At 68.2% G+C, this 17,367-nt stretch carries 11 protein-coding genes; 8 read left to right on the plus strand and 3 right to left on the minus strand.

Features of this window, described 5'->3' with window-relative positions:
• Positions 1–2: 2 nt before the first annotated feature.
• Positions 3–1,010: a thioredoxin-disulfide reductase gene (gene trxB, locus ASC70_RS05690; RefSeq protein ID WP_056047342.1), complete on the plus strand. Its 1,008-nt coding sequence runs from the start codon at positions 3–5 to the stop codon at positions 1,008–1,010.
• Between the two features lie 164 nt (positions 1,011–1,174).
• On the opposite strand, the gene ASC70_RS05695 is transcribed toward trxB, so the two are convergent.
• Positions 1,175–2,407: a cell wall hydrolase gene (locus ASC70_RS05695; protein ID WP_056047346.1), complete on the minus strand. Its 1,233-nt coding sequence runs from the start codon at positions 2,405–2,407 to the stop codon at positions 1,175–1,177.
• Positions 2,408–2,424: 17 nt separating this feature from the next.
• Positions 2,425–2,904, minus strand: coding sequence for a Dps family protein (locus tag ASC70_RS05700; RefSeq protein ID WP_056047349.1), 480 nt, complete (start codon positions 2,902–2,904; stop codon positions 2,425–2,427).
• 60 nt (positions 2,905–2,964) lie between these two features.
• Between ASC70_RS05700 and ASC70_RS05705 the strand changes: the two genes are divergently transcribed.
• The 4 genes from ASC70_RS05705 to ASC70_RS05720 all read left to right on the plus strand — a co-directional run bounded on the left by ASC70_RS05705 (position 2,965) and on the right by ASC70_RS05720 (position 9,967).
• A complete protein-coding gene (locus tag ASC70_RS05705; RefSeq protein ID WP_369815096.1) occupies positions 2,965–5,364 on the plus strand; it encodes a PAS domain-containing protein in 2,400 nt (799 codons plus the stop codon).
• A gap of 125 nt (positions 5,365–5,489) precedes the next feature.
• A complete protein-coding gene (locus ASC70_RS05710; RefSeq protein ID WP_056047355.1) occupies positions 5,490–6,647 on the plus strand; it encodes a calcium-binding protein in 1,158 nt (385 codons plus the stop codon).
• Between the two features lie 214 nt (positions 6,648–6,861).
• A complete protein-coding gene (locus ASC70_RS05715; RefSeq protein ID WP_056047358.1) occupies positions 6,862–9,162 on the plus strand; it encodes a TonB-dependent receptor in 2,301 nt (766 codons plus the stop codon).
• Positions 9,163–9,313: 151 nt separating this feature from the next.
• Complete coding sequence (locus ASC70_RS05720) at positions 9,314–9,967, plus strand: DUF2799 domain-containing protein (protein ID WP_056047362.1); 654 nt, start codon at positions 9,314–9,316, stop codon at positions 9,965–9,967.
• An 88-nt stretch (positions 9,968–10,055) separates the two neighbouring features.
• Here ASC70_RS05720 and ASC70_RS05725 read toward each other — a convergent pair whose 3' ends face one another.
• Positions 10,056–12,995: a TonB-dependent siderophore receptor gene (locus tag ASC70_RS05725; RefSeq protein ID WP_235519278.1), complete on the minus strand. Its 2,940-nt coding sequence runs from the start codon at positions 12,993–12,995 to the stop codon at positions 10,056–10,058.
• Between the two features lie 723 nt (positions 12,996–13,718).
• On the opposite strand from ASC70_RS05725, the gene nadA reads away from it, so the two are divergent.
• The 3 genes from nadA (at position 13,719) to nadC (ending at position 17,339) form a co-directional block, all read left to right on the plus strand.
• Entirely contained in the window at positions 13,719–14,822 is a 1,104-nt protein-coding gene (gene nadA / locus ASC70_RS05730) for a quinolinate synthase NadA (protein ID WP_162247185.1), read from the plus strand.
• Positions 14,823–14,979: 157 nt separating this feature from the next.
• A complete protein-coding gene (locus tag ASC70_RS05735) occupies positions 14,980–16,494 on the plus strand; it encodes an L-aspartate oxidase (protein ID WP_056047369.1) in 1,515 nt (504 codons plus the stop codon).
• Positions 16,491–17,339: a carboxylating nicotinate-nucleotide diphosphorylase gene (gene nadC, locus ASC70_RS05740; protein WP_056047372.1), complete on the plus strand. Its 849-nt coding sequence runs from the start codon at positions 16,491–16,493 to the stop codon at positions 17,337–17,339. Before ASC70_RS05735 ends, nadC begins: the two co-directional genes overlap by 4 nt.
• The last annotated feature ends 28 nt before the right edge of the window (positions 17,340–17,367 follow it).

Genomic DNA, 17,367 nt, shown 5'->3' on the forward strand with positions numbered 1-17,367 from the left:
CCATGTCCACGACCGCTCCCCGCCACACCCGCTGCCTGATCATCGGTTCGGGCCCCGCCGGCTACACCGCCGCCATCTATGCCGCCCGCGCGCTGCTCAAGCCCGTGCTGATCGCCGGCATCCAGCCCGGCGGCCAGCTGACCATCACGACCGACGTCGAGAACTATCCCGGCTTCGCCGACGTGATCCAGGGCCCCTGGCTGATGGACCAGATGCGCGCCCAGGCCGAGCATGTCGGCACCGAGTTCGTCGGCGACATCGTCACCTCGGTCGACCTGTCCAAGCGCCCGTTCGCGGTCAAGACCGACAGCGGCCAGGACTGGATCGCCGAGACGATCATCATCGCCACCGGCGCCCAGGCCAAATGGCTGGGCCTGGAGAGCGAGAGCCGGTTCCAGGGCTTCGGCGTCAGCGCCTGCGCCACCTGCGACGGCTTCTTCTATCGCAATAAAGAGGTGATCGTGGTCGGCGGCGGCAACACGGCCGTCGAGGAGGCCCTGTTCCTGACCAGCTTCGCCAGCAAGGTCACCCTGGTCCACCGCAAGGACGAGCTGCGGGCCGAGAAGATCCTGCAGGAGCGCCTGCTGGCCCATCCGAAGATCGAGGTGGTCTGGGACAGCGTCATCGACGAGGTCCTGGGCCAGACCGATCCGATGGGCGTCACCGGCGCTCGCCTGAAGAACATCAAGACCGGCGAGACCACCGAGCTTTCCGCCGACGGCGTGTTCGTCGCCATCGGCCACGCCCCGTCGTCGGAGCTGTTCGCCGGCCAGCTGGAAACCGGCCCCGGCGGCTATCTGAAGGTCAAGCCGGGCAGCGCCTCGACCGCCATCGAAGGCGTCTACGCCGCCGGCGACGTCACCGACGACGTCTATCGCCAGGCGGTCACCGCGGCCGGCATGGGCTGCATGGCGGCGCTGGAAGCGGTGCGCTTCCTGGCCGAGGAAGACCACAAGGCCGCCCACCACCCGATCAGCCACGCCGAAGCGAACAAGATCGGAGTTTGGTGAGGGACTAGATTGCTCTTCTCCCCCTCTGGGGGAGGGGGACCGGCGAACGCCGGTGGAGGGGCCCTGAGCGGCGGCCAATGCATCACCGCTTCGCGGACCCCCTCCGTCTCGATGCGTATTCGCATCGATCCACCTCCCCCTAATGGGGAGGAGATCACCCGCCCCTAATTCAACGGGTTCAGCAGACTCGGCGGCCGAGGCTTGGGTTTCGGCGGCGGGGGTGGCGGCGCGGCGGGAGCGGCGACCACGGCCGGCGGCGGTTCCGACACGGCTTCCAGCGCCTTGTTGATCTTGGCGATCTCGTCGGCCGTCGGGATCCGGCGACCCGCGACGGTGCCCTGGGCGGTGTAGCGCTCGCCGGTCGGGGAGTTGGGATCGGGCACGGCCACCAGCTTGGCGTCGGGCAAAACCAGGTTCGAGACCCCCAGCATCTGGGCCATCGCGCCCGTCGGAATAGGCGCTCCCGCGGGAGCATTCTGGGCGGCCAGGACCTCGGGCGGGGCGGCCTCCAGGGTGCGCGGGTCGGCGGCCATCAGGATCTCGGCCGAGACCGTCTCGTTGCCGGAATAGCGGCCGGTGAAGGCCTTCAGCGTCCCGGACGGGCCGGTCCAGCGATAGAAGATGTGCTGGCCGAACTGCTTCAGCTTGACCAGGGTCGGGGCCCAGTACGGGGCGACATAGTCGGCGTGGTAGTGGGTGGCCGTGCCCACCGGCTTGAACACGAAGCCGCTCAGCGCCCGCTTGGCCACGGCCTGGGCGTTGGCCCACAGGGCCGGCACCGGCACGCGGGCCAGCGAGCCGTCGCAGGCGAAGCTGAACTGGCAGCCGGTGGCGCGCGCCGCGCCTTCGTAGATCACGCCGCAGATCGACTTCGGATAGCCCGGATGACGCATCCGGTTGAGGACCGTCTGGGCCACGGCCATCTGGCCCTCGCCCGGCTCGAACCCGGCCTCGTAATAGACCGCTTGGGCCAGGCAGTTCAGCGCTCGGGCGCGGGCGTCGGCCGAGCCGGTCAGCACGAACGGCTTGGCCGGCTCCAGGTCGTCCTCGACCACGGGCCGTAGCGCGTTGATGATCCGCGCCTCGTCGAAGTCGGGGACGCGGTCGCCGATGCGCGGAATGTCCTTGAGGTTGATCACCTCCCAGCCCTCGACGCGGCCCCAATAGTCCTTGTGCGGACGCGGGTCGTGGCGCCGGGCCAGGGCCAGCATGGCCGGGTTCATGTCGGCGACATAGTGCCGCAGGCCACGCTCGCTGAAGGTGGAGGTGATGCGCATCAGGCCGCCCTCGCGACCCGCGCCGGCCGGCACGTAATGGGTCGCGCACGCCGAAAGCCCGCCGACGGCCAGCACGGTCGCGGCGGCTTTCCAGGCCGGGTTCTTGGTCAGGGTCCCCACCCTTCCCCCGGGCGCGATTACTTGCTACCGAGGGTAGAGCGGATCATCCAGGCGTGTTTCTCGTGGGCCTGGAGGCGCTGGGTCAGAAGGTCGGCCGTGGCCTCGTCGCCAGCCTCGTCGGCGATCGGGAAGGCGTCGCGCAGGGTGCGGATAACCGTTTCGTTGTCGGCCTTCAGCTCGCTCAGCATGGCTTCCCATTCGTTCTCGGGATTGCCGTCCTTGATGCTGGAGAGGTTGCCGAAGGCGGCGTAGCCCTGCGGCGCCAGCTCGCCCAGAGCGCGAATGCGTTCGGCGATGTCGTCCAGCGCCGCCCACTCTTCCTGGTACTGGCCCTCGAGCAGCACGTGCAAGGATTGGAAGTTGGGGCCGCGAACATTCCAGTGATAACCGTGCGTCTTCAGATAGAGCGCATAGCTATCGGCGAGCACCTTGTTCAGCGACGCGGCGATCTCGCCGCGTTGCTTGGCGGTCAGTCCAGTGTTGAGGGCGTCGGCCATCGGTGATCTCCCGTGTTGCGTGCTCTAGGTAAGCGTGTCCATGCTCTTGGCAAGACATCTTTGCGGGGAGCGGAGATGCAGAACAAAGACGCCCCATCCATGATCGCCGACGAGCGCGGACGAATTCATGGCCTGATTAGCGCATGGCTGATCCCTCCGGTTCCGCCGCCGGCCTGGCGATGCGCGGCCGCGGTGCTGATCGGCGTGGCGATGGCCGTGCTGATGCGGGTCACGCTGCTGGGCCTGCATGGCGGCGTGGGCGCCACCCAGACATTTTTTCCGGCGATCATGATGGTCACCCTGTTCGCCGGCTGGCGCTGGGGCATAGCCCCGATCGTCGCGGGCTCGGTCTTCGCCTGGTGGCTGTGGAGCGGCCAGGGGGCCGATCCGATGACCGACGACGAGCTGGCCACCATGGTCATCTACCTGATCTGCGCGGTCACCGTGCTAGCCGTCGCCGAGGGCCTGCGCGGGGCGATGCGCAGCCTGGCCAAGGCGCGCGAGGAGCGGGCCACGGTCGAGGCTCGGCTGCAGGTCACCCAGACCGCCGCCGGCGTCGGCCCCTGGGACGCCGACCTGAAGACCGGCCAGCTGTACCTTTCGCCGGAAGCGCGGCGGAACCTGGGCCTGTCGGAAAACGCGCCGGTGGATCCGGCCAACATGGCCCTGCATGTCCATCCCGATGACCGCGAAAGGGTGCGCGAGCGCCTGCGCCGCGCGCTGAAGGGGCTGGAGGACTACGAGGTCGAATACCGCCTGGCCGACACCAGCCAGGGCGAGCGCTGGGTGCACGGCCGTGGCGAGGTGATCCACGACGAGACCGGCCGCGCCGTCCGCATGATCGGGCTGAACTTCGACGTCACCAACCGCCGCCGGTCCGAGGAGCAGGTGCGCGAGAGCGAGGCGCGGTTCCGGAACCTGGCCGACAGCGCTCCGGCCCTGATGTGGGTCTCACGGCCGGGCGGCATCCGCGAGTTCGTCAACCGCGCCTATGTCGAGTTCGCCGGTCTCGACTATGACGGGGCCCTGACCATGGACTGGCGCACGCGCCTGTTCCCCGACGATCTGCCCGACATCCTCAAGGCCCAGGTCCAGGGCGAGGCCTCGCGCAAGCCGTTCAGCCTGGAAGGCCGCTATCGCCGGGCCGACGGCGAGTGGCGGTGGCTGAAGTCGTTCTCCCAGCCGCGCTTCGGCCCCGACGGGGCCTTCGTCGGCTTCATCGGCATCGCCTTCGACACCACCGACGCCAAGCAGGCCGAGGCCAATCTGACCGGGGTCAACGAACTGCTCGAGGAGCGGGTCTCGGCCGCCGTGGCCGAGCGCGACGCGGCCCAGGCGGCCCTGCTGCAATCCCAGAAACTGGAAGCCATTGGCCAGCTGACCGGCGGGGTGGCCCACGACTTCAACAACCTGCTGACGGTGATCATCGGCGCCCTGGACGTGGTCGAACGTCACCCCGAGGACGAGCAGCGCCGCGACCGGATGATCGGCGCGGCCCTGGCGGCGGCCAGGCGCGGCGAGAAGTTGACCCAGCATCTGCTGGCCTTCGCTCGCCGCCAGCCGCTGAAGCCCGAGATCTGCCGCGTCGACCGGCTGATCGCCGAGTGCGAGAGCCTGCTGAAGCGCGCTCTGGGCGACGCCTACACCTTCCACCTGCGCCTGGGCGCGGGTGTGCGCAGCGCCAGGATCGACGCCGGCCAGTTCGAGGCGGCGCTGCTGAACCTGGTGGTCAACGCCCGCGACGCCACCCCGCCCGGCGGCGAGGTCACCATCGAGTCCCGGCCCGTCACCCTGACCCGCAAGCAGGGCGAGCTGGAGCCGGGCCGCTATCTGCGCGTGGCCGTGCGCGACACTGGGATGGGCATGGACGCGGCGACCATCGCCCGCGCCGTCGAGCCGTTCTTCACCACCAAGGGCCCCGGCGAGGGCACGGGCCTGGGCCTGTCCCAGGTCTACGGCTTCGTCCGCCAGAGCGGCGGCTCGGTCGACATCGAGAGCAAGCCCGGCCACGGCGCGACCATCGCCCTGCTGCTGCCGGTGGTCGAGGGCGACACCGTCGTCTATGTCGGCCCCAAGGTCGACCACGTCCAGGCCCAGGTCCCCTCGCGCGTGCTGCTGGTCGAGGACGACCCGCAGGTGGCCGAGCTGGTCGACGCCATGCTGCACGACCTTGGCCACTCGGTCGTGCGGGCCGGCGGAGTCGAGGAGGCTCTGGATCGCCTGGCCAAGGACGACGCCATCCAGCTGGTCCTGAGCGACGTGATCATGCCCGGCGGCAAGAGCGGCGTGGACCTGGCCGAACAGCTGGCGGCCGACCGTCCCGGCCTGCCTGTGGTGCTGTGCTCGGGCTATACCGGCGGCGACCAGGGGCGGGCCCGGGCCGGCGACTGGCCGTTCATCAGCAAGCCGTTCTCGCTGGAGACCCTCGCCCAGGCCCTGGCGCAGGCGCGGCCGCATTAGGGATGCGATAGACCACTCGGTGGACGATCTATCCTTAATTTTCCCCTGGCCGCTGAATCGCGTTCTGCGGTCGCTCCGCCTCTTTTAGGTATCGCTCAGGTTGCGGCTTGAGTGAGAGCACCACGATGGACCTGTACGGTACGCAAGGCGCCGACGCCCTGACGGGCGGCGCGGACAACGACATCCTCTACGGCTTTGGCGGAAACGACACCCTGAAAGGCGGGGCCGGCGACGACGTGCTGGCCGGCAACGAAGGCGCGGACATTCTGCGAGGCGGCGACGGCGACGACTACCTGCTGGGCGGCCCCGGCAACGACACCCTCGACGGCGGCGCCGGCCAGGACTGGGCGGCCTATGAGGACGCCACGGCCCGCGTGGTGGTCGACCTCAAGATCACCGGGGTCCAGGACACCGGCGGCGGCGGCAAGGACACCTTGGTCGGCGTCGAAAACCTGTACGGCGGCCAGTTCGGCGACGCCCTGACCGGCGACGACAACGGCAACTACCTGTACGGCGGCGACGGCGACGACGCCCTGCATGGCGGCAAGGGCGACGACCACCTGTCCGGCGGCGCGGGCGCCAACATCATCGCCGGGGACGAGGGCTTCGACACGGTCGACTACGCGTTCAGCGAGGTCGGCGTGACCGTTGACCTGCACGAGGTGGCCCCGCCGATGGGCAGTCCGATCACCCGCGACTTCCTGTTCGGGATCGAGGCGGTGATGGGCTCGGCCCACGACGACGAAATCATCGGCAACGCCTCGGAGAACTACCTGTTCGGCGCCGCCGGCGACGACATCCTGCGCGCCGAGGGCGGCCACGACACCCTGGACGGCGGCGACGGCAACGACACCTTGTACGCCTCGGCCGAGGGCGGCGACCTGCTGGTCGGCGGCAAGGGCCGGGACGTGATGCACGGCGGCGCGGGCGTCGACACCTTCGTCTTCCATCCGGGCGACACCACCTGGAGCCCCGCCCAGGACGACTCGTCGGTGGACGTCATCGTCGGCTTCCAGGCGGGCGACAAGCTGTCTTTCCAGACCGACGGCGAGCGGTTCAACACCGTCCTCCAGAAGACGACGGCGACGACCTGGCTGGCCGCGGTGATGACCGCTCCCGCCGAGATCCATTACCACCGCACCGCCTATGTCGCCGTCCAGGTCGGCAGCGACACCTATGTCTTCGCCTCCGGCCCGACCACCGGCGCCAGCATGAACGCCGAGCACGTCGTCAAGCTGGTGGGCGTCAACACCGCCGACCTGAGCATCGACAACTTCGTCTGATCTGGCGCGCCGTTCCGGAGGGCTTGGGGAGGCCTTCCGGGACGGCATCGGCGCTCCGCCTTCCGGCAAGTAAGAAAAACCTTCACTGAACCGACATCGAACCGGCCTATAGCGCGTACGCGCCCGGGTGTGGGACGGGACGAATCGCGCCCTGTCCGCTAGGTCCGGCGCATCTCCAGACGGTCACAAGGCCGCGAACAAGGTGTCTCTCCCCATGCGAACTGCCCCCTCGAAACTCGCCCTGCTGCTGGGCGCGGCCGCCGCGAGCCTGAGCTTCGCCGCCGCCGCCCACGCCCAGCAGGCCTCGGCCGATACCGCCAGCGCCACCGCCCTGGACGCCATCGTCGTCACCGCCGAGCGCCGCTCGGAAAACCTGCAGAAGGTGCCGCTGTCGGTGGCCGCCGTCTCGGGCGACCAGCTGCGCGCCGTCACCGCCGACGGCGGCGACATCCTGGCCCTCTCGGGTAAGGTGCCCAGCTTCTACGCCGAGACCACCACGGGCCGGATCTTCCCGCGCTTCTACATCCGCGGCCTGGGCAATATCGACTTCTACCTCGGCGCCTCGCAGCCGGTGTCGATCATCCAGGACGACGTGGTGCTGGAACACGTGGTGCTGAAGTCGAACCCGGTGTTCGACGTCCAGCAGGTTGAAGTGCTGCGCGGCCCGCAAGGCTCGCTGTTCGGCCGCAACACCACCGCCGGCATCGTCAAGTTCGACACCCTGAAGCCGACCGACACCTATCAGGGCCGCTTCTCGGCCTCGTACGGCAGCTATGGCACGACCACCTTCGACGGCGGCGTCGGCGGCCCGCTGGCCGACGGCCTGATGTTCCGCGCCTCGGTCCTGTACCAGCACCGCGACGACTGGGTGGACAACACCTATGCCGGCGCCAGCGCCGACGGCACCATGTCGCCGAAGAAGAACGCCATGGGCGGCTTCACCGAGAAGGACGCCCGTCTGCAGATCCTGGCCAAGCCGACCGACAAGCTGTCGGTCCTGATCTCGGCCCACGCCCGCAACTATCAAGGCACCTCGACCCTGTTCCTGCGCCAGGCGCTGACTAAGGGCTCGAACACGCCGAACGCTCCGCGTGACAGCGTCGCCCTGGACGAGGCCAACAACAATCCGCAAGCCTACGACACCCAAGGCATCTCGGCCCACGTCGACTACGACTTCGGCCCGGTTACCCTGACCTCGATCAGCGCCTACGAGCACACCTCGGGCTACAGCCGGGGCGACACCGACGGCGGCGCGGCGGCCAACTTCCCGGTCGGCGGCGTGCCCAACGGCTTTGGCCAGTCGCAAGGCCAGGTCCGCGACCTGGACCAGCTGACCCAGGAAATCCGCCTGGCCAGCAACGGCGAAGGCCGCCTGAAGTGGCAGGTCGGCGGCATGTACTTCGACTCGCGCGACACCACCGACTTCTACCAGCGCGGCTATTTCCTGCTGCCGACCTCGGCCGGCTACAACCCCAACAACTGGGTGCGTCTGAACAACCTGAACACCTCGTGGGCGGTGTTCGGCCAGGCCAGCTATCAGCTGACCGACGCCCTGACGGTCACGGCCGGCCTGCGTGACACCTACGACGCCAAGAAGACGGTGCTGGTCAAGACGTCGAACAACGCCGCCAACGTCTCGACCTACGGCGGCCGCCGCTATGTGCGCCTGGCCGACGAGCAGGTCAGCTGGGACCTGTCGGCCAACTACCAGGTCAATCCGGACGTCAGCCTGTACGCCCGCACAGCCAAGGGCTTCCGCGGCCCGACCATCCAGGGCCGCTCGGCGGTGTTCAACGCCGACTTCACCACGGCGGATTCGGAAACGATCCAGTCGTATGAAGTGGGCTTCAAGAGCTTCCTGCTCGACAACACCCTGCGCTTCAACGCCTCGGCCTTCACCTACGAGGTCAAGGACATCCAGCTGAACGGCAACGACAGCAACGGCAACGGCGTGCTGTTCAACGCCGACAAGGCCAAGGCCTACGGCGTCGAGGCCGACCTGGAATGGCGTCCGGTCTCGAACCTGCTGCTGACCGCCGGCGCCAGCTACCTGCACAGCGAGATCAAGGACAAGCGCGTCTACGCCCAGGTCTGCGCCCTGAACGGCGTGGTGGTCTGCACGGTCGAGAACCCCACCATCAAGGTGGGCGCCAACACCTTCGCGCAGATCGACGGCCAGCCGCTGCCGAACGCCCCGAAGTACAACCTGAACTTCACCGCGCGCTACGACGTGCCGGTGGGTGAAGCCGGCCGCCTGTTCGCGGCCACCGACTGGAACGTCCAGGGCTACACCAACTTCGTGCTCTACAAGACCCGCGAGTTCTACTCGAAGGGCAGCTTCGAGGGCGGCGTGAAGCTGGGCTACGAGAACCTGGACAAGGGTTACGAGATCGCCGTGTTCGGTCGCAACATCACCAATGAGAAGAACCTCAAGGGCGTGATCGAGAACTACATGGCCGCGGTCTACAACGAGCCGCGCATCATCGGCGTCTCGCTGAGCGCCAAGCTGAAGTAACCAGCTCTTTTGCTGGACGACAGAGCCGCCCCGGAGCCCCGCGCTCCGGGGCTGTTTTGTTTGGGCGGGCCTCCTCCAAACGACGTTCACCTCCGGTTCACGCGGCCAAGCTCTAACCTCTTGGCGGGCACAACCCTGGGGAGCGGTTCGGATGCGTGATCTTCCAATACGAGGCCTGGTCGCCGGCGCGGCCTTCGTCGTCGCCGCGATCGTGACGGCCAGTTGCGCGACCATCAGCAAGGAACAATGCCTGCAGGGCGACTGGCGGTCGGTCGGCTATGGCGACGGTGTCGACGGCCACGCGATGAGCCGGCTGGACGACCACGCCAAGGCCTGCGCCAAGGTCGGCGTGGCGCCCGATCCCGTCCTCTACAGCCAGGGCCGGACCGAGGGCCTGACGCGGTACTGCACCGAGATGAACGGCTTCCGGGTCGGCCGTGAAGGCGGATCCTACGCCAATGTCTGCCCCGCGCCGGTCGAGGCCGAGTTCCTGGGCGGTTACGCGGACGGCGAGCGGGTCCATGCCGCCACGCAGCGGCTGGAGACGGCCAGGCAGGACCTGAGCTCCGCCGACCAGCGGGCGGACAAGCGCGCCCGCCAGGCCGACGGCGTCGAGGACGAATTGCGCAATCCCAAGCTCACCGAGGAACAGGTCCGGGAGCTGCGCGACCGTCTCGCCCGCCTGCGCCGCGAACGCCGCGAGGCCATCGAGGACGGCCGCCGGGCCGACGCGGCGATCCGCGACGCCGAGCGTGAGGTCGACGACCTGAGGAACCGCTTCGCCCCGCACTACGGCGGGTGGTGAACGGACAGCGATCGCGACACATGCCGCATAAAGAAAGGGCCGGCTCCTTTCGGAACCGGCCCCCTCGACACACCCGAAGGTCGGTCGATTAGTACTCGAAGCGCACGCCCACCTTGAACGTACGGCCGACCAGGCCGGCGTAGTGGTAGGTGGTCAGGAAGTTCGGAGCCGAGGCGTAGGCGCCCGGCGCGATCGGAGCGCGCTTGTCGAACACGTTGCCGACGTTGGCGTACAGTTGCACGCCGTCCTTCACTTCCGCCGTGGCGTTCATGTCCACGTTGATGAACTTCTTGATGTTGCAGAACTTGCCGGCGATCGCGGCGTTGCCGGTGGCGTACGGGTTACCCGCCGTGCACTCGGTGCTGCCGTTGGTGTCGGCGGCGACCGACTTGATGCTGCCGACATAGTAGGCGGTGGCCGACAGCGTGTACTTGTCGCCGAAGGCCAGCGTGTTCTGCCAGTTGCCCTTCCAGTCCGGCGTGCCGTTACCCGACGACAGGTCGTACGGGCCCAGCGTGCCGGCGTACTTCTGCACTTCCGTAGCGGTGTGCAGGTCGTACTTCAGCAGGTGGGTGACTTCCACGCGGCTGGTCAGACGCAGGTTCTCGGTCAAGTTGAACTTGCCGGTAGCCGCGACGTCGACGCCCGAGGTGATCGCGTAGTTGGCGTTCACGTACGGGACGTTGATGATCAAGACGCGCGGTTGGGCGGTCGGGAACAGCGGGTCGGGAGCGTCGACGACGTTACAGGAGTAACCAGCGCCCACGGCGGCGACGGCGGCGCAACCAGCGGTTTGCGAGCCGGCGGCGTAGTACGCGGCCACGGCCTTGGAGATGTCCGGGCCCGAGGTGATCAGGTCCGACTTCTTCACGTTGTAGTAGTCGACGGTCAGGCTGAGCCAACGGGTCGGCTCGGCAATGACGCCGGCGGTGAAGCTACGCGACTTTTCCGGCTTCAGGTTCGGGTTGCCGGCCACGCCGCGACCCAGGCTGTAAGCCTGCGAGTACGGGTTGGTCGTGCCGCCGTGAGCGGTCTGGAAGGCCGTCGGCGGCGTGGTGGTCACGAAGCCGGCGTACTGCGAGCGCGGGCCCGATTCGGCGAAGGTCGGAGCGCGGAAGCCCTTCGAATAGGTGCCGCGGAACGCCAGTTGCTTGATCGGGGTGAACTTCGCGCCGAACTTCGGCGAGAAGTGGCTGAAGCCTTCCGAATAGTCGTCGTAGCGGCCCGACACGTTCAGTTCGAGGGTGTCGAGGACCGGCGCGGCGATTTCGAAGAAGCCGGCCTTCACGGTGTGCTTGCCGAACGCCGAGGCGGTCGACAGGGTCCAGGTGTCCAGGCGGGCGTTCTGGTTGTTGTTGACCAGGACTTCCTTGCGGATCTGGGCGCCCAGGGCCAGCTGCATGTCGCCGCCCGGCAGGGTCCACAGCTTGTGGGTGATCGAGCCGTCCAGCGACATCACCGACGAGTGCGACGGCGTGACCATGTCCGGCGACACCGACTGACGGACCGCATCGCTGTTCTTCGACGGATCGATGAAGTTGTACGAGCCGGTGTTGATGGCCTTCAGCGTGTTGGCGATGTTCAGATAGCCGTACTGAGTCAGCTTCAGGTTATCGCGCGCGCCGACGCCTTCGATGCGCCAGTTCCAGTCGTCGCCGAACGAGCCGTTGAACCCGAAGGTGCCGCGGATGACTTCGTTCTGACGGTTGCTGCCCGAGTGGATGTCACCGAACAGATAGTAGATGCGAGCCGCGCCGTTGGCCGGATCAGCCGCGAACGCCGAGGCGAACGGGTTGTTCGGGTTCAGCGTGTGGGTCGGGTCGGTGGCGCAGTTGACGCCGGCGGCGCAGATCCACACCGGCAGCACGATGCCCGGGTTCGACGAGGCCAGCGAGGGCGCGCCGCCGAAGGGCTGCGTGGCCCGCAGGGCGCGCGGAGCGCTGATGATGTCGACTTCCGACTTCGAATAGCTGCCCGTCGCGTAGGCTTCGATGTTTTCGCTCAGACGGGCGCTGATGCGGCCGTTGAACGCGTAACGCTTTTGCTTCGGCGCGATCTGGCTGTAGGCGTCGACCAGGTTCCACTTACAACCCGTACCGTTGGCCGAGGCCGACACTTGCGTGTAGGTGCCGTTGGTGCAGTTCAGGTTCAGCGACTGGTAGTTCGGGGTCAGCGGCGCGCCGACCTTGCCCGCGAGCGGGTTGTTCAGGTCCGACTGGCTGACGCGGGTCACGACGGCGTTCGGCGTGGCGGTGGTCAGGGCCTGGTCGGCGGTGTTGTTGTCCAGGCCGCCGATCGAGCTCAGGTCCTGGGTGTTGTACGGGAAGCCGCGGCTGTGGCTCGAGACCCGGCCGTTCGTCTGATATTCGGCGTTGACGTAGACGTTCCAGCCGCTCTCGGCGTAGTCGCCGTAGCCCAGGGTGATGTCGGCGCGGCGGTGCTCGGCGTCGCCGCGATCGCTTTCGCCGGCTTCCATGCTGCCCTTAACGCCGACGAATTGCTTCTTCAGCTTCAGGTTCACCACGCCGCCGATGGCGTCGGCGCCGTACGACGACGAGGCGCCGTCCTTCAGGACTTCAATGCGGTCGATCAGGCTGAACGGGATCGAGTTCAGGTCGACATAGGCGTTGTGGCCGTCGTCGTTGATCGGGAAGTTGGTCGAGCGCAGGCCGTCGACCAGAACCAGGGTCGACGAAACGCCCAGGCCGCGCAGCGAGACGGCCGAGCCGCCGGCGCTGAAGCCGCTCTGGAAGCCGGTGCCGATCGAGCCGGCGCCGTCGGCCGAGATCGAGCGGATGGCGTCGGCAGCGGTGCTGATGCCGGCGTGCTGCAGGTTTTCCGACGTCAGCACGGTGACCGGCGACGGGGTTTCAGTGTCGGTGCGGCGGAACAGCGAACCGGTGACGACAATTTCCTCAACTTGCGTCTGGTCAGCGTTCTGGGCGGCCGGAGCTGCGGTCTGCGCGGCGGCTTGGCTGGCGCCCAGCACGGCCACGGCGGCGCCGCAGATCATGGTGGAAGCGAACAAGCGCTCCCGGATGGTCTTCGTATTCAAGGTAAACTCCCCAGCGTCTCTGCGTGCGCATGCGGACATGCGCGATCCGGACTCACGGTGTGGAGTCCAGCTGGCCGGAGCTACGGACTTAATCGATCTGAGGTCAACGAACATTGCGAGCGTGAAATACGACGCCAAACGGCTGTCTCATTAAAGTCACATCGCCGTCGAACGGCAACGTGAAGACCTAATCCGTCTCTGATAATAGCTTCGAAGAGCAGTTTACTACTTCCAATAATAAAAAACACCACTCATCGTGGAAAAATGATGCATCAACCTGACCATCTTTTACTTGTATATAAAATACTGTACATTTGAATTGTCGTTTAGGGCACATACGTTTCCGCGTATCCGCACCGGTGACGGAATTTTTCTTCCACATTACGGATATGTAAGGCGGAAACCTGACGAACCCGTCGCAGGTCTTGGCAAGGACGCACCGCTCGAACGTCACCTCGCCCCATTCTGATTTACGCCGTTCGCGCGGCGCCGGCGCTTCAGAAAATGGCGCCCTGCTATCAGATTAAGCCGGTTTGCATTCCGCGCCGCACGGTCTATATGTGTCGGGAAGGTTTTGCTCACTTTCAGCATAACCAGGACGCCGGGCCGTCCGAAAGCTCCCCAGGGGAGCTCAAGCGGGCCCCGGCGTTTTTTGAGGCCCTGGAAATGCTCACTTTGAGCATAACGGAGGATCAGATGGCTGACGGGTTCGCCACCCCCCAAGAACGGGGCCCATTCGAGTTCACCGCCGAGATCGAGGCGGCGACCGCCGGGATCTGGGACAAGGTCAAGCATCACGTCACCCCGATGGAGTGGCGGGCCCAAGCGCCGCTGATCGCCGAGATCAACCGCCTGAAGCGCGAGAAGAACGCCGCGATCCTGGCCCACAACTACATGACGCCGGACATCTTCCACGGCGTCGGCGACTTCGTGGGCGACAGCCTGGCCCTGGCCCGCGAGGCGGCCAAGAGCGACGCGGCGATCATCGTCCAGGCCGGCGTGCACTTCATGGCCGAGACCAGCAAGGTCCTCTCCCCCGAAAAGAAGATCCTGATCCCGGACCTCAAGGCCGGCTGCAGCCTGGCCTCCTCGATCACCGGCGCCGACGTGCGGCTTATCAAGCAGCGCTATCCGGGCGTGCCGGTCGTCACCTATGTCAACACTACGGCCGACGTGAAGGCCGAGACCGACATCTGCTGCACCAGCGCCAACGCCGTGCAGGTGGTCGAGTGGGCCGCCAAGGAATGGGGGACCGACAAGGTCATCCTGATCCCCGACGAGTTCCTGGCTCGCAACGTCGCCCGCCAGACGGACGTCAAGATCATCGCCTGGGCCGGCCATTGCGAGGTGCACAAGCGCTTCACGGTCAGCGACATCGCCGACATGCGCGCGGCTTGGCCGAACGCCGAGGTGCTGGCCCACCCCGAGTGCCCGGCCGAGATCCTGGAGGCGGCCGACTTCGCCGGCTCGACGGCGGCGATGAATGACTATGTGGCGGCCCGCAAGCCGGCCCAGGTGGTGCTGATCACCGAGTGCTCGATGGCCAGCAACGTCCAGGCCGAGAGCCCGCTGACCCAGTTCATCGGCCCCTGCAACATGTGCCCGCACATGAAGCGGATCACGCTCCAGAACATCTACGACGCCCTCGTCCACGAGCAGTACGAGGTCACCGTCGACGCCGACGTCATCGACCGCGCTCGCCTGGCCGTGCAGCGGATGATCGACCTGCCGCCGCCGGCGGTTCCGGCGCGCTACGACCTGGTCAAGGCCCGGCATCACGTGGACGTGGAGCTGATTTAACGAGTTTGGTCCCCTTCCCCCCAATTCTTCCTGGAGAGGGGCGGGGAAGGTGGCCGCGAAGCGGTCGGATGGGGGTGTGGGCGCTGAGGTTTGCAGCCGGCGCTGACACCCCCACCCCAACCCCTCCCCGCAAGGGGGAGGGGCTTTGGAGTAAGTGATGATCGAACGCGTAACCTTCGACGGCCCCGTCATCCTCGGGGCCGGTCTCGCCGGCCTCAGCGCCGCCCTCGCGGCGAAGACGGCGCTCGTGCTGTCGCCGACGCCGCTGGCGACCGGCTGTTCCAGCGCCTGGGCGCAGGGCGGCATGGCGGCGGCGCTGGCCGGCGACGACAGCCCGGCCCTGCACGCGGCCGACACCATCGCCGCCGGGGCCGGCCTCTGCGATCCCGAGGCGGTGGAACTGCTGACCGAGCAAGGTCCGCAGGCCGTCCGCGACCTCGCCGCCCAGGGCGCGCCCTTCGATCGCAAAAGCGGTGACGACTTCGTGCTCAGCCTCGAGGCGGCCCACTCGCGCGCCCGGGTCGCCCGGGTCGGCGGCGACGGAGCCGGGGCCGCGATCATGGCCGCCGTCATCGCCACGGTCCGCGCCACGCCCGCGATCGAGATCCGCGAGAACGCCCGCGCGCGCCGGCTGCTGCAGGACGTGACGGGCCGCGTGGTCGGGGTGCTCGCCGAGATCGACGGCGCGCTGGTCGAGATCCGCGCCAAGGCGGTGATCCTGGCCACCGGCGGCGTCGGCGGCCTCTACGCCGTCACCACCACCCCCGCCGAGGTGCGCGGCGAGGGCCTGGGCCTGGCCGCCCTGGCCGGCGCGACGATCGCCGACCCCGAGTTCGTACAGTTCCACCCGACCGCCATCGACATCGGCCGCGACCCCGCGCCGCTGGCCACCGAGGCCCTACGCGGCGAAGGCTCCATTCTCCGGAATAGAGACCGCCGCGCCTTCATGGCCGACTACCATCCGGCCAAGGAGCTGGCCCCGCGCGACGTGGTGGCCCGCGCCATCCACGCCGAGCGCGCGGCCGGTCGCGGCGCGTTCCTGGACGCCACCGAAGCGGTCGGGGCCCACTTCCCGCACGAGTTCCCGGCCGTGTTCGAGGCTTGCCAAAGCGCCGGCATCGACCCGCGCCGCGAGATGATCCCGGTCACCCCGGCCGTGCACTATCACATGGGCGGCGTCGCCACCGACCTGGACGGCCGCGCCAGCCTGCCGGGGCTCTACGCCGCCGGCGAATGCGCCTCGACCGGGGTGCAGGGAGCCAATCGCCTGGCCTCCAACAGCCTGCTGGAAGCGGCGGTGTTCGGGACCCGCGCCGGCCGCGCGGCGGCGGCGGAAGGTGTCGAGGGCGGCCAGCCGCTCAGCCTGGAGCCCCTGCCCGACCTGCCGGACGCGGCGCTGCAGATCCTGCGCAAGGCCATGAGCCGTGACGCCGGCGTAGTGCGCGACGCCGCCGGCTTGGCCCGCCTGCTGGGTCAGATCGAAGCCCTGGAGCCGGCCTACGGGCCCTGCCCCACGGTCGTCGCCGCGCGGCTGATCGTCGAGGCGGCCCTGGCCCGCCGCGAAAGCCGGGGCGGCCACTTCCGCGCCGACTTCCCGGCGACCGCCGAACCCGCACGCACCTTCGTGACCTGGGAGAGCGCGGACGCCGCCGTCCGCTACGCCGCCGAATGACCATTTCTCCCCTGGACGACCTCCTCGTCCGCCCGATCGTCGACCTCGCCCTGGCAGAGGACCTGGGCCGCGCCGGCGACATCACCGGCCAGGCCTGCATTGATCCCGACGCCCGCCTGTCGGTGGTCTGGGCCAGCCGCCAGGACGGCCGGATCTCGGGCCTGTCCTGCGCCCGCTTGGCGCTGGCCGCGCTCGATCCGACGGCCAGTTTCGAACCGTGGGTCGCCGACGGCTCGGACGCCGAGCCCGGCACGGTCCTGGCCCGCGCCGAGGGCAACGCCCGGGCCGTGCTGATCGCCGAGCGCACGGGCCTGAACCTGCTGGGCCGGCTCTCCGGGATCGCCACCCTGACCCGCGCCTATGTCCGCCTGGTCGAGGGAACGCTTGCGACCATCGTCGACACCCGCAAGACCACGCCGGGCCTGCGCGCGCTCGAGAAGTACGCGGTGCGCTGCGGCGGCGGGGTCAACCACCGCTTCGGCCTCGACGACGCCATCCTGATCAAGGACAACCACGTCGTCGCCTGCGGCGGGGTCGGCGAGGCCGTCCGCCGGGCCCGCGCCCACGCCGGACACCTCGTGAAGGTCGAGGTCGAGGTCGATGGCCTGGACCAGCTGGAAGAGGCCCTGAAGCACGGACCCGACGTGGTGATGCTGGATAATTTCAGCCTCGACGACCTGCGCGCGGCCGTCAGCCTGGCCAGGGGCCGGGCGGTGCTGGAGGCCTCGGGCGGGGTCAATCTGACCACCGTCCGGGCCATCGCCGAGACGGGCGTCGACGTGATCAGCGTCGGGGCGCTGACCCACTCGGCGCCGGTGCTGGATATCGGGCTGGACGCGAGCTAGCGGCAAAGCGAGCTCCCTCTCTCTTAGA

Source organism: Caulobacter sp. Root343, assembly GCF_001425745.1.
GTDB lineage: Bacteria > Pseudomonadota > Alphaproteobacteria > Caulobacterales > Caulobacteraceae > Caulobacter.